The following is a 13,654-nucleotide window of genomic DNA, read 5'->3' as shown; positions in this document are numbered from 1 at the left end:
GTGGAGGGACAGTAGCCGGTCGGGAAAGATGGCGGCGTGCCCCGGTACCTGCGCTACGTCGTCATATGGCTCTCGTGCACCGCGGTCAGCGTGACCGCGGTCATGCTCACCGTGGGCTTCGTGGTGGGCTCGACGCGCCCGACGCCGCCCGTCGCGCGGGACGTCCCCGAGAGCGCGCTCGCCGCCGGCAGCCCCTCCGCGGCGCAAGCCTCCCCATCGCCCTCCACATCCCCCTCTCCCTCGCACTCCGCACCGGCGTCCCCGGCCGCGAAGCGCACCCCCGGCCGCACCACCGTGCGCCGGCCCACCCGGACCCCGGTCCGGCCGGCCACCACCCCGCCCGCCACCCGCACCGCCAGCCCCCCGTCCGCCACGCCCGTCGACTGCGGCACCGGCGGCGCAGGGGTCCACACCCTGCAGTCCCAGGGCGGCCAGGCCTCGGTGCGCTTCGGCGAGGACGCCGTGTGCCTCGTCTCGGCCGTGCCCGCCAGCGGGTTCACCGTCTCCACCCGGCGCGCCGGGGCGCAGCAATTGACGGTGACGTTCTCCGGCGACCGGCACCGCTCCGAGATCGTCGCCACGACCACCCCGCAGAGCAAGGCGACCATCCGCGAGGTGTCCTGGTGACCCGGCACGGACGGCGACCGGGATACTGGGCGCCGCAAGCTTCCGGAACCTCTTCGACCGCGGTATTGACTGAGCGATAAGGTCATACGTATGCCAACCGAGCCGCAGCCCTCGACCCGTCTGTTCCCGCCACGCCTGCCGGCCGGCCGCCTGGGTGTCGCCGTCGTTGCCGAGCTCGTCGACCTCATCGTGACGGGCCAGTTGCAGGAAGGCCAGTTGCTGCCCCCGGAGGGTCCGCTGAGCGAGCACTTCGGCGTGAGCCGCACGGTGCTGCGGGAATCGGTGAAGCGGCTCGAGGAGAAGGGCCTGGTGATCGTCGCCCAGGGTCGCGGCACCCAGGTGCGGGCGCCGGGCTACTGGAACATGCTCGACCCGGTGGTGCTCTCCGCGCTGATCGACAACGACGAGACGCTCGGTGTCCTCGACGAGCTGACGATCGTGCGGGCGAGCCTGGAGTCGGCCATGGCGGGCGCGGTCGCCGGTTCCCGCAGCGCGGACGGTCTGCGGAGGCTGGAGAACGCGTTGAACACGATGCGTGAGAGCCAGACCGAGACGGACTCCTTCCGGCAGGCCGATGTGATGTTCCACTACGCGGTCATGGACCTCTCCGGCAACCGGCTCGCGGAGAACATCGCCAAGCACCTGTACAAACGCGCCGTGGAGTCCAGCCGCTACCAGGGCATCGACCCGCCCGACGCGTTCACCCTGACGCTGAAGGAACACGCGGCGATCGTCGACGCCATCTCGCGGCAGGACGTCGCCGCGGCCCAGAAGGCGATGCACGACCACATCCACATCGCGTGGGAGCGCCGGCGGCTGCCCGACCACGCGCCGCGGGCGCGCGGCCGGGCGCGCGATCAGGCCAGCGAGTAGACGTCGGCCGCGTTGCCGCCGAACACACCGGTGCGTTCCGAGGCGGAGAGCCCGGGGAGCAGGGTTTCCAGAGCGGACTTCCAGGGCGCCGCGCCCCCGCCGAGCTCGGCCAGCGGCCAGTCGGAGCCGTAGAGCAGACGCTCAGGGCCGAAGGATCCCAGGGCGATCATCACCGGGGCGGCGAGATCGTCCGCACACCATGATCCGGGGGCGAGGCCCGACGTCAGTCCCGAGACCTTTGCGACGACGTTCGGTTGCCGTGCGAGCTGCCGCAGCCGCGCCGCCCACGTGGTCCTGTCCTGCCCGGGCCCGGGCGGACCGCCCAGGTGGTCGAGCACGAAGCGGAGTCCGTCGTGGCGCGCGGCCAGGCGGGTCGCCTGGGTGAGCTGCCACTCACGCACGACGAGGTCGAAGCAGAGACCCTCCCGCTCCAGCGCGCCGAGGCCCGCGCCGACCTCCTCACGCGTCAACCACTCCGGGTCCGGGTCGATGTGGGCCAGATGCCGCACCCCGACGACGGGGACAGCGGCGTTCTCGCGGATCCGGTCGAGCTGGGGCCCCACCTCCGCCGTGAGGTCGACCCACGCGACGAGGCCGGCGACGGCCGGCGAGTCCAGCGCGGCGAGCCGGATGCTCTCGTCGAGGCTGTTGCTCGACTGCACGACCACGGCAGCGTCGAGTCCGGTCGAGGCCAGCATCCCGCTCAGATCAACGGCCCCGAAGTCGCGGGCGATCGGCGCCATGGTCTCCGGGTCGATCCAGTCCTGCGGGTCCACGGCCCGGTCCCACAGGTGCACATGGGCGTCGATACGGGTGTTCATGCCAGGTGCCACACTTCCTCCACGGGCTGCCACAGGGCCCCGGGATCACGTTCCTCGGCGATCCTCACCTGGCACGGGTCGGTGTGCGTCCACCATTCCTGCGACACGGGGTCGTCGGCGATCCGCCGCATGTCCGCCTCGTGGTCCTCGCCGACGTACTCGTAGTAGGCGAAGAGGATGTCGCCGAAGATGAAGATGCTGTAGTTGCGTATGTTGCATTCGGTGAGCTTTCGCTCGACGCCCGGCCAGACAGCACGGTGCAGCGCCAGGTACTCCTCGCGCTTCTCGGGCCGCACGCCCACGACGAAGGCCCTGCGCTCGGGGGAACGGGTCATGAGAGTCGGCCTCCGCGGTACGTCGGGTCCTCCATCACGTCCGGCTCGGCCACCAGCCGCAGGGCGGCCCGCTCGGGCCGGATGTGCGGTCCGGTCAGCGCCGGCAGGGGCGCCGGGCCGTCGGCCGGGGACATCTTCGACTCGTCGACGACGATCCCGATGCCCGGCCGGTCGCCCAGGACGATGCCTCCGTCGTCGAACTGCTGGTCGACGTCGAGACCGACGGGGAAGACGAGGTCCTGGACCTCGAAGGTCAGAAGGTTCGGCACGGCGGCGGCCGCGTGCGCCACCGGGTTCGCGTTGTACGCGACGGGACTCACCGGCAGGTCGTGGGCGTGCGCGAGCGTCGCGACGCGCAGGAAGTGGGTGATCCCCCACACGTTGCCGACCTGCACGATGTCGACCGCGTTGGCGTCCAGCAGGGGGCGGTACTGCTCCAGTCCCGTCAGGTTCTCGCCGCTCGCGATCGCCGCCCGCACCTTCCCGCGCAGCGAGGCCATGCCGGCCGCGTCCCACCGGCGCAGCGGCTCCTCCACCCAGGTGAGGTCCATCCGCTCCTCGATGGCCGCGACGTACCGGGCCGCCTGGGCGTGGTTCCATGCCTCGTTGGCGTCGAACATGAGCGCCGGCCGGCGGGAGTTGCGGCTGAGGACGTCGCGCATGATCTCCAGCCGGGGCAGGTCGCGGTCGAGGTCGCGGCCGCCCTTGAGCTTGCCGGCCTTGAACCCGCGCTCCGCCAACCGGCCGTAGAGTTCGGCGAGTTCGTCGTCGGTCAAGCCGTACTCGAGGCCGGACGCATACCCGGGGACGAAGCGCTCGCGGGCGCCGAGGGTCCGCCAGAGCGGCTCGTCGGCGGCCTTCGCCTTGATGTCCCAGAGGGCCATGTCGACGGCCCCGATGGTGCCGAAGGTGGATCCCGAGTGGCCGGCCTTGAACACCCAGTCGAGCATGCGGTCGTAGAGCGCCGTGACCGACCGCGGGTCATCCCCCTCGATCGCGGGGAAGACCCGGGCGATGTCGGCGTGGGACCCGAGGCCGACTCCCTCGATCCCGGTGTCGGTCTCGATGACGAGGACCGGGACGGGTGTGGCGTGGCCGGGCTGGACACCGTTGACGTCCCCGGTGATCCTGCCCCAGTCGTGAACGGTGCTCAGACTGCGGTACCCGGTGATCTTCATCGGCGGTGGTTCTCCTTGCATGTGCGAGCGGTCATTCCTTGGTTCCTCCTGCTGTCATGCCAGCGACCAGGAATCGCTGGGAGAACAGGAAGACGACCAGGACGGGCAGGATCGACACGATCGTTCCCAGCGCCAGGGTGGGCAGTTGGACGGAGTCGGATCCCGCGGAACTGGGGTTGAAGGCCGGGGTCGAAGCCAGGAGCGAGGTGAGCCCGACCTGGACCGGGTAGCCGTCGCTCGAGGGCAGCATGACGAACGGGAGGAAGAAGTTGTTCCAGTTCTGCACGAAGCTGAAGAACGCCACCAAGGCGACGATCGGGGCGGCCAGCGGAAGGGCGACCCGGGTGAACACCTGGAACCCGTTGCAGCCGTCGATGCGCGCGGCCGCGAGGATGTCACGGGGGATGCTGGTCGAGAAGTAGATGTAGGTGAGGTAGACGCCGAACGGGAAGAACGACATGGGCAGGATCACCGACAGCGGGCTCCCGATCAGGCCGATGCTGTTCAGCTCGAGGAAGATGGGCAGCACCAGCGCGGTGTTGGGGATCAGCATGACGACGAGTGTCAGCACGAGCAGCGCCTGCCGGAGCCTGAACTCCGTGAGCGCGAGCGCGTAGCCGGCGGGGATGCTCACGAGGAGCGTGATCACCAGAGCGCCGACCGCGTACAGCGCGGAGTTCCCGATCCAGGTCGTCACCGCTCCGTCCTGGAAGCCGAACAACTGGTGCCAGTTGGTGGTGAGGTCCGACCACGACCCGATGGAGAACGGGTTGCCGACGACGAGCGTCTTCGAGGACTTCGTGACCGCGAGGAGCAGCCAGATGATCGGAACCGCGAAGAACAGGACGAAGACGACGAGCAGGACGCCGATGATGGACCGACCGCTCCACCCGCTGAGGCTCGGCCGGCGGCGATCGGCGGAGAGTGCTGCCATGGTCATTCCTTCTCGAAGAGGCCGCCGCGGGTCACGAACACCCAGGACAGCAGGAGTGCGACGACCAGCAGGATCAGCGAGATCGCGGCCGCGCCGTTGAAGTCGTTCTGCTGGAAGGCGTACTGGTAGGCCAGCTGGTTGAGCGAGTAGTCGTTGGGCACCACCGCGTTGCTGGCCTGGCTGAGCAGCTGTGGCTCGACGAACAGCTGGGTGCCGGCCGCGAGCGACATGACGCCCATGTACGCGACCCACTTGCGCAGCATCGGCAGCTGGATCCGCAGCGCGATCTGGACGGCGTTCGCACCGTCGATGCGGGCGGCCTCGATCACGTCGGTGCTGATGTTGTTGAGCGCCCCGTACATGATGAGGATCCATCCGCCGGCCCCGGTCCAGAACGCGATGATCGCGAAGATCGCCGGGAGGTGACCGGGCTGGATCACCTGCACGAAGCTGTCGAACCCCATCGCCGAGAGCAGACCGCTGACCGGGCTCGCGGTCGGATCGAGGACGAAGAGCCACAGCAGCACGCTGGAGGCGCCCGCGAGCGCGCCCGGCAGGTAGTAGACGAAGCGCAGGGTTGTGCTCACCCACCGCACACTTACGGCGTGGACCACCAGCGCCAGGCCGACGACGAGGACGACCAGCGCGAGGAGCCAGATGACGAGGTAGACGGTCACGTGGGACACGGCCGGCCAGAACCGGAAGTCGCCCACGACCTTGGTGAAGTTGTCGAAGCCCGCGAATCCGCCGTCGGCGTTCGTGAAGGCCAGGACCACCGCGTAGAGCGAGGGGACGATCCCGAAGGCGACGGCGAACAGCGCGTAGGGCGAGACGAAGAGGTAGCCGATGGGACTGCGGGCGAAGGCGCGGCCGGGCGGCCGGCCGCCGCCCCGGCCGGGCCGCCGCCGCCCTGGGGCGTCGACGGCCGGCCGGCCACTCGGGGGAGCGAGGGTCATGTCACTTCACCGTGTATCCGTTGACCTTGGCCTGGTTCGCGATCGCCGTCTGCCACTCCGGAAGCAGGTCCACGATCGACGTGCCGCCCGTGACCCCCGGGGTGATCGTCTTCGCCCAGATCGCCTCCTGGCTGAAGGTGGGGTAGCCCCAGCCGTTCCAGACCTGGGACGCGGCGGTCACCACCGGTTCCAGCGGCGTGGCGTAGTACTTGCTCGCCTCCTGCTTGGCGACCCACTTCTGTGCGGCGGGCGCGTACGCCGGGTAACCCGGGGCGACATCGACCTGGTACTCGTCGGCCGTGGTGGCGAACTCGACGAACTTCTCGGCGGCCTTCAGGTTCTTCGAGTGGCTGGAGACGAACCAGGTGCCGCCACCCACGTTGCCTGTCGCGGCCTCGTTCTCGCCCTTCCACGGCAGCGGCGCGGCGACACCGAGCTGCCCGGCCTTCACATTGAGCGACTGGGGGTTGTTGAAGATCGCGCCGGCGTACCAGGCCGGACCGGGCATCATCAGCACCTTGCCCGTGTACTTCTTCAGGAACTCGGGGGTGAACACGCTGACCACCGGAACCGTCCCGTTGCCGCGGAGGGTGTCGAGCATCGAGGCCGCCCGCTTGCACTCGGTCGAGTCCGTTTTCACGGTGACGGACTTGGGGCCGGTCACGTCATTGGCCTGGCACTTGCTCCCCCACATGAACACCTCGGGCGTCCAGGCGTCCCCGGCCGTCCCGACGATGTAGCCGGGGTGCTCCTTGGCGACCTTCTCCCCGAGAGCCTGGTACTCCTCCCAGGTGGCCGGGAGTGCGTAGCCGAACTGCTCCAGCAGGGACTTGTTGTACCAGAGCACCGCCTGCGCGAGGTCGTTGCGCAGGCAGTACACGCGGCCCTCCACCGTGCACGGGTTGAGCGAGCCCGCGGTGAAGTTGCCGAGCGTCTCCTTCGGGACCAGGCCCTTGTCCAGCACCGCCGCGAACGCCTGCTTGCCGCCGCTCTTCTGGCTGGCCCACGACGCGTCGTTGTTCTGGCTGGAGAAGACGACATCGGGCCAGCCGCTGCCGGCGCGGTCGAAGAGCTGCATCTTCGTCCGGAAGGAGTTGGACCCGTTGGCCGAGCCGTCGTAGGTGACGACCTTGATCTTGGTGTCCGGGTTCTTCGCCTGGAACGCCTTCGCGGCGGCCTGCCGGTCGGCGTCCACCCAGACGGTGATCGTCGAGGAGGCCTCCTGCTTGGCTTCGGGGAAGCCGTACTCCCCGTTGGCCGAGCTGCCTTGGCCGCCGCAACCAGCGAGGGCCAGCAACGCCGTTGCGGCGCATATCACGGCGACGGTCGGCGCCTTACGGCGCGAACGCACCACAGTATGGATTCCGGCCATGGGATGTCCTTGTCTTGTCGACTTCTCTGACGACTCCGCGCGAGGACTGTAGGGCATACGTATGATGTTTGTCACGAGCTGGAGCCGCATCATCTTGAGCAGTTGCCCTCGGGGGCTTGGTGGTTGGGGTCGCGAGGCTGGAACGAGTCGCTGGAGGAACTGGTGCCGCCGCGTCGCAAGCGCTTCCACGGGCTCAGTTCAACTCGGCTGAATCGAGCGGCTGTTGTGTACGCCACACGGGGCGGGGTGAGAGGCGTACTGCCACCGGGCGACACGGGATCCGCCCGCTCGTCGACAACGGCACCGAATGCTGACGCCGCCCCCGACCTTCCCCGGGCCGGGTGGCCTTCGACCGCAGCGGCTTCCTCCCGGGCCTGCACCGCGTCCATGCCGACCACGACCGCCACCTCGCGGCGCGTCAACGGTCCTTGACCGAGCGGGAGCCGGTCCGAGAGCGCCGGCGGAATGACCGGACGCTCCGCGGGCGGTACCTACCGGGCCGGCTCCTCACGCCGACCGGCACCCATGACGCGTCGCGGGGCCGGTCGGCGCGTCGCGATCGACGACCCTCGTGCCGACACCGTTGCCTCCGGCGCCGTCAACACCCCGCGGACGGAGGGCGACGGTCCCGGCACGCCCCACCCGGACCGCCTCATGCCGAGCAGCCCGCCGACGCCGGCGGCCGAACGGCCCTGCCGCCTCCCCGAAGGGCGGCAGGTACCCGTCCGGCCCTATCGGCCGAGCCAGCCTCCGTCGATCGGCAGGATCGTCCCGGAGACGTAGCGCGCGGCGTCCGACGCCAGGAACACGGCCGCGCCCGTGATGTCCTCCGCCGTGCCCCACCGTCCCGCCGGGATCCGCTCGAGGATCGCGCGGGACCGGTCGGGGTCGTCCTGGAGCGCCTGGGTGTTGTCGGTCGCGATGTAGCCGGGGGCGATGCCGTTGACGGTGACACCGCGTCCGGCCCACTCGTTCGAGAGCGCCCGGACCAGGCCCGCCACGCCGGACTTGGCCGCCGCATAGCCCGGTACGTTGATCCCGCCCTGGAACGAGAGCAGGGAGGCGGTGAAGACGATGCGCCCGTAGCGCGCGTCCAGCATCCGCCGCCCGAGGACCTGGCTGAGCACGAACGTGCTCGTGAGATCGACTTCGAGCACCTCGTCGAACCATTCCAGGGAGTGCTCGGCGGCCGGAGCACGGCGGATGGTCCCCGCGTTGTTGACCAGGATGTCCACCGGGCGCTCGCCCGCGGCCAGTTCGTCGGCGAACCGGGTCACCTGCCGCCGGTCCGCGAAGTCGACGCGGTGTCCCGAGAACTCCCGGCCGAGCGCGCGTACGCGGTCGCCGATCGCCGACGACGCCGGATCGAGGGTGGCGGAGACGGCGACGATGTCGGCACCGGCCGCGGCCAGGGCCTCGGCGACGGCGAACCCGATGCCCCGCTTGGCCCCCGTCACGACCGCCAGACGTCCGGTCAGGTCGAACGGGTTCATGACGCGCTCACCTCGACGAGCAGCTTCATCGCCTGACCGGCCTCGAGGGTGCCGAAGGCCGAGGCGACCTCACCCAGGGGCACGACGCCCGTGATGATCTGCTCGGCCGGGACGGCGCCCTCGGCGACGAGCTCCACGGCGCGCTCGAAGTCCTGACGCCGGTAGACCCGAGCGCCGAGCAGCCTCAACTCCCGCCAGAACACGCGGTGCAGGTCGACGGGGCGCGGCTGCGGGTGGATGGCCACCACCACGAGCGTGCCGCGGACCTTCGCCAGGCTCGTGGCGCCGAGCACGGCGGCGGCCGAACCGGAGACCTCGAACACGACGTCCGCTCCGGCGCCGTCCGTCCACTTCTCCACCCAGGCGACCTGGTCGACCGTCGAGGGGTCCAGGGCCGTGAGCCCCATCTCCTGCGCGGCGGCCCGCCGGCTCGGGTCGATCTCGGCGATCACGACCTCCGCACCGGACGAGGCGGCGACGAGCGCGATCAGAACACCGATCGGACCCGCACCGATGACGACCGCCTTGTCGCCCGCGGCCAGTCCGGAACGCCGTACGTCGTGGACCGCGACCGCGACGGGCTCCACCAGCGCGGCGTCCCGCAGCGGGAGCGCCGCGGGCAGCCGCACGAGTGCCGACGCCGGTACGTTCCAGTACTCCTGGAGGGCTCCGGGGCTGTCGATGCCTATGAAGTCCAGGTTCTGGCAGACGTGCTCGTTCCCCGCCCGGCAGGCCGGACACGTGCCGTCCCAGGCCAGCGGCATGACGGTCACCGCGTCACCCACCGACCAGCCCTCCACGCCGGCGCCGAGCGCGGCGATCGTGCCCGACATCTCGTGCCCGATGGTCGCCGGCCTGTCGACCCGGCCGTCCATGTCCCCGTGGAACACATGGAGGTCCGTGCCGCAGATCCCGACGTAGGCCACGGCGACCTGGACCTCCCCCGCACGCGGCTCAGCCGGTTCCAGCTCCTCGACCGTGATCGTGCGCGCGCCTGCGTAACGTGCCGCCAACATGCCGATCGGCCCTCCTCGCTCCGTCGCGGGCCGTTCCGGCCCGCAGCCCTGCGCACCTTAGCAGGAAACATCATACGTATGCTGTCGCCGTTATAGTCGCCCGCATGACCAGCGAACCGCCGCCGCGCGACCCCGCATCCACGCAGCAGACGCTCCCGACCCGGGCCTTGCGAACCGGGCACCGGCTCACGGAATTGGGCCTGGGTGCGGCCCAGTTCGGCAACCTGTTCACCGAGACGACCGACGACGCGTCGCATCGCGCCGTGAAAGCCGCGGCCGAGGAGGGGATCGGCTACTTCGACACCGCGCCGCATTACGGCCTCGGGCTCTCCGAACGCCGCCTGGGGAACGCCCTGCGCGCGGCGCCCCGACCAGGTGCGGTCATCTCCTCGAAGGCCGGGCGCCTGCTCGTGGACAGCCCGGAAACGGCCCACCGGCCCGACGACGACGGGTTCGTCGTGCCGGCGGCGAAGAGGCGGGTCTGGGACTTCAGCCGCGACGGGATCCTCCGCTCCGTCGAGCAGTCACTGGCACGGCTCGGGACGGATCGGCTCGACATCGCGTACCTGCACGACCCGGACGACCACTGGGGGCCGGCGTCGTCGAGCGGGATCGCCGCTCTGGCCGGGCTCCGGGAGCAGGGCGTCGTCGGTGCCATCGGTGTCGGTATGAACCAGGCCGCGATGCCGGCCGAGTTCGTCAGACGGACCGACGTCGACGTGGTGATGGTCGCCGGGCGGTTCACCCTGCTCGACCAGTCGGCACTGGAGGATCTGCTGCCCGTCGCCGCCGCCCGCGGTGTCGGCGTCGTCGCCGCGGCGGTATACAACTCCGGGCTGCTGAGCGGTGCGGTGGTGGACGGCTCGGCGCCCTACGACTACGGAGCGGCGCCGCGGACCGTCGTCGAACGCGCCGCCCGCATCGCGGCGGTGTGCGAGCGGCACGGCGTGGAGCTTCCCGCAGCCGCCGTCCAGTACCCGCTGCGCCACCCCGCGGTCGTCTCGGTGGTGACGGGGATGCGCACCGAGGAGCACGTGCGCGGCAATGTCGCACGGTACCGGGTGGTGATCCCGGAGGCTCTGTGGGAGGAGCTGCACGTCACCGGGCTCGTCCCCGACCCAGTGCGGACAAGTCCGTTCTCCAGGGCTTGAGTTAAAACGTCATATGTATCTTGTCACAAACATAATACGTATGCTAACTCTGTGGCGGGCATCAACGCCCCTATCACAGGAAGCGATCGAACATGACATCGACGTCAGACTCGACACGCTCGGTGAGCAGACGATGGAGACGCCGTACGGGCACCCTCGCGGCGCTCGGCGCCTGCGCAGTCATCGCATCGGCGCTCATTCCTCTCCAGGCTCAAGCCGCGCCACGGGCCGAGTACTTCGCCGCGCCGGACGGGAAGGACGCCGGGCACTGCAGCCAGGCGCAGCCGTGCTCGCTGGAGCGGGCGCAGCATGTCGCCCGCCCCGCGGTCAAGCACGGTGACGTGGTCGTCCACCTCGCCGACGGTACGTACCGCCTCTCCGAGCCGCTGCGGTTCGGACCCGACGACGACGGCGGTGACCACACCGTCCACTGGGCCGCCGCACCGGGCGCCCATCCGGTCGTGACCGGCGCCTCGGAGGTCTCCGGGTGGTCCAAGTCCGCGGCGGGGTCGGGCATCTGGGAGGCGGACACCCCCAGCGGCCTCGACACACGCCAGCTCTACGTGAACGGCGTGATCGCCCCCCGCGCCGCCATCCGCCTGGCCAACGCGGACGTCACTCCCACCTCGACGGGTCTGACCTTCAAGAACCCGGCGCTGAGCTACCTCGCCACGCTCCCCGACCAGGGGCGTATCGAGTTCGAGTCCCTCGGCGACTTCACCAACCGCTACTCGCCGGTGCAGAGCATCAGCGCCACCGGGATCACGATGGCGCAGCCGGCCTGGGACAACAACACCTGGGGCTGGGACACCGTCCAGAACTCGTTCCTGGCCGGTCCGAGCTGGTACCTCGACAACTCACTGAGCTTCCTCACCCAGGTCGGCCAGTGGTACATATCCCCGTCCGCCGGGAAGCTCTACTACAAGCCGGCCGACGGGGTCGACCCCAACCAGCTCGACATCGAACTGCCCCGGCTGCAGACGCTGGTCAGCATCGGCGGGACGTACGACGAGCCCGTGACCGGTCTTTCCTTCGAGGGCATCCAGTTCTCCGGGACCTCCTGGCTCGGCCCCTCGACCGACGGGTACGCGGACCAGCAGAACGGCCTGTTCATCAAGGGCGCCTACAGCTACCGCCCCGCCGACGCCTTCACCAACTGCTCGCGCGGCTGCGAGATGTTCGAACGAGCCCGCACCAGCTGGTACCAGGAGCCCGCCGCCGTCCAGGTCTCCGCCGCCGCCCGCATCTCGTTCACCGGCAACACGTTCACCAACCTCGGCCAGTCGGCGCTGGGCATCGGGAACGACGCCAACGCCATGGCGACCGGAGTCGGGCTGGGCGCCGCCGACGTCGAGGTGGTCGGCAACCGGTTCACGGAGAACAGCGGGCACGGCGTCGCGGTCGGCGGCGTGCTGCCTGACGCACACCACCCCAGTGATCCGAGGATGACCAACAGGAACGTCCTGATCTCCGACAACACGATCAACCGTGTGGCGGTGGACTACAAGGACAACAGCGGCATCCTCAGCACCTACGTCACCGGCGCCCGCATCCTGCACAACGAGGTCTCCAACGTCCCCTACGACGGCATCGACACCGGCTACGGCTGGGGCATCAACGACGCCGGGGGCTCGAACGACTACGTCGACCGCGGCTACTACAAGTGGAACACGCAGTACACGACGCCGACGACGCTCAAGGACAACCGCGTCGAGGGCAACCTCGTGCACAACACCAAGGCCCGCTTCGCCGACGGAGGGTCGGTCTACAACCTCTCCGCGAGCCCCGGAACGGTGGTCACCAAGAACTACCTGTTCAACATCTCGGGAGTCGGCCTCTACCTCGACGAGGGCACGCGCTCGACCACGTACGAGAACAACGTGGTCCAGGGCGGTTCCTTCCTCTTCACCAACGCGTACAGCCTCCGCAACAACACCAGTGACAACCTCATCCAGAACAACTGGTACAACTCCGGCGGAGCCTCGACGCCGAACGCCGCGGCGCACAACAACCAGCTGATCAACAACGTGAAGGTCAACGGCGCCAACTGGCGCGCGGGCGCACGGGACGTGATCTGCCAGGCCGGTGTCGCGCCGCAGTACCGCACGTCGCTCAACGCGAACCAGTTCGGCTTCAGCGGCTGCCCGGCCGGCGGACCGGTCGCCCCCGCCTTCCGCACCGCGGGAAGCTCGGCCGTCAGCTCGTACTTCGGCCAGAACGGCAAGGCGTTCGGGATCGCGGCGGCCGGCGCCGACGTGTGGGGCGCCGGCGGTCAGCACGACGACCAGTTCGGCTCGGTCTACCGGTCCGGCTTCAAGGCCGACTCGAGCGTGTCCACCAGGGTCGTGTCGGTCAACGACGCCAACGCCTGGGCCAAATCCGGGGTCATGGTCCGCAACGACATGACCAAGGCGGGCAGTTCCACCGGGTACGCCGTCGTCGCCGTCACCGCCCGCAACGGCGTCGTGTTCGAGTGGGACGCCAACGGTGACGGGTACCTGGACACCGACGCCCGCGCCGCGGTCGACATCTACCGCCCCATCTGGGTGAAGCTCACCCGCTCGGGCACCTCGTTCAGCGCCTCGTACTCCTACGACGGCGCCAACTACGTCCCGATCGGTCAGCCCGTGACGCTGACCTCGGCCGCAGCGACGCAGGACGCGGGCATCTTCTCCACGTCCCACGACGCCACCCAGTCGGCGATCAACCAGTTCGACTTCGCCTCCATCCAGGGCGCGACGATGCCGTAGGCACCGCTCACGTTGGGTCGGCGAGGGGGAGCGCCGAGTCCGGCCGGGTCGTGCGGGGTGGGTGCACGCCCGCCCCGCACGGCCTTCCGGCCCGTGCGGCGGCCGCATTCAACGAAGGTCGCACATGCACGGTGGCCGGAACCTCCGG

The 13,654-nt window shown here is 69.9% G+C and carries 12 protein-coding genes; 4 read left to right on the top strand and 8 right to left on the bottom strand.

Features of this window, described 5'->3' with window-relative positions; all coding sequences use genetic code 11:
* Positions 1-36 precede the first annotated feature (36 nt).
* Complete coding sequence (locus ACFZAU_RS19320; RefSeq protein WP_500553156.1) at positions 37-627, top strand: hypothetical protein; 591 nt, start codon at positions 37-39, stop codon at positions 625-627.
* Between the two features lie 90 nt (positions 628-717).
* Positions 718-1,500 carry a FadR/GntR family transcriptional regulator gene (locus ACFZAU_RS19315; RefSeq protein ID WP_500553155.1) on the top strand — a complete coding sequence of 261 codons (783 nt, stop codon included), beginning with the start codon at positions 718-720 and terminating at the stop codon, positions 1,498-1,500.
* Here the strand turns inward: ACFZAU_RS19315 and ACFZAU_RS19310 are convergent.
* The 8 genes from ACFZAU_RS19310 to ACFZAU_RS19275 form a co-directional block, all read right to left on the bottom strand.
* A complete protein-coding gene (locus ACFZAU_RS19310) occupies positions 1,485-2,321 on the bottom strand; it encodes an amidohydrolase family protein (protein ID WP_500553154.1) in 837 nt (278 codons plus the stop codon). The two genes, ACFZAU_RS19315 and ACFZAU_RS19310, sit on opposite strands and share 16 nt — an antisense overlap.
* The gene (locus tag ACFZAU_RS19305) at positions 2,318-2,656 is read right to left on the bottom strand and encodes an L-rhamnose mutarotase (RefSeq protein WP_500553153.1); all 339 of its coding nucleotides are present in this window, start codon (positions 2,654-2,656) and stop codon (positions 2,318-2,320) included. The genes ACFZAU_RS19310 and ACFZAU_RS19305 overlap by 4 nt, the downstream gene beginning before the upstream one ends.
* Complete coding sequence (locus ACFZAU_RS19300; RefSeq protein ID WP_500553152.1) at positions 2,653-3,834, bottom strand: mandelate racemase/muconate lactonizing enzyme family protein; 1,182 nt, start codon at positions 3,832-3,834, stop codon at positions 2,653-2,655. The genes ACFZAU_RS19305 and ACFZAU_RS19300 overlap by 4 nt, the downstream gene beginning before the upstream one ends.
* Before the next feature lie 31 nt (positions 3,835-3,865).
* A complete protein-coding gene (locus ACFZAU_RS19295) occupies positions 3,866-4,768 on the bottom strand; it encodes a carbohydrate ABC transporter permease (protein ID WP_500553151.1) in 903 nt (300 codons plus the stop codon).
* A 2-nt stretch (positions 4,769-4,770) separates the two neighbouring features.
* Entirely contained in the window at positions 4,771-5,724 is a 954-nt protein-coding gene (locus ACFZAU_RS19290; protein WP_500553150.1) for a carbohydrate ABC transporter permease, read from the bottom strand.
* A gap of 1 nt (position 5,725) precedes the next feature.
* Positions 5,726-7,096, bottom strand: coding sequence for an ABC transporter substrate-binding protein (locus ACFZAU_RS19285; RefSeq protein WP_500553149.1), 1,371 nt, complete (start codon positions 7,094-7,096; stop codon positions 5,726-5,728).
* Between the two features lie 731 nt (positions 7,097-7,827).
* Entirely contained in the window at positions 7,828-8,589 is a 762-nt protein-coding gene (locus ACFZAU_RS19280; RefSeq protein WP_500553148.1) for an SDR family oxidoreductase, read from the bottom strand.
* Entirely contained in the window at positions 8,586-9,605 is a 1,020-nt protein-coding gene (locus tag ACFZAU_RS19275) for a zinc-dependent alcohol dehydrogenase (protein ID WP_500553147.1), read from the bottom strand. The genes ACFZAU_RS19280 and ACFZAU_RS19275 overlap by 4 nt, the downstream gene beginning before the upstream one ends.
* Before the next feature lie 104 nt (positions 9,606-9,709).
* Between ACFZAU_RS19275 and ACFZAU_RS19270 the strand changes: the two genes are divergently transcribed.
* Both ACFZAU_RS19270 and ACFZAU_RS19265 read left to right on the top strand, forming a co-directional pair.
* On the top strand, positions 9,710-10,756 hold the full coding sequence (locus ACFZAU_RS19270; RefSeq protein ID WP_500553146.1) for an aldo/keto reductase: 1,047 nt from the start codon (positions 9,710-9,712) through the stop codon (positions 10,754-10,756).
* A gap of 122 nt (positions 10,757-10,878) precedes the next feature.
* Positions 10,879-13,506, top strand: coding sequence for a right-handed parallel beta-helix repeat-containing protein (locus tag ACFZAU_RS19265; protein WP_500553145.1), 2,628 nt, complete (start codon positions 10,879-10,881; stop codon positions 13,504-13,506).
* Positions 13,507-13,654: the final 148 nt, after the last annotated feature.

It is taken from the genome of Streptomyces sp. NPDC008238 (genome assembly GCF_042956445.1).
GTDB lineage: Bacteria > Actinomycetota > Actinomycetes > Streptomycetales > Streptomycetaceae > Actinacidiphila.
Note: the sequence above shows the minus strand (reverse complement) of the source record. Positions and strands in the feature narration are given on the sequence as shown.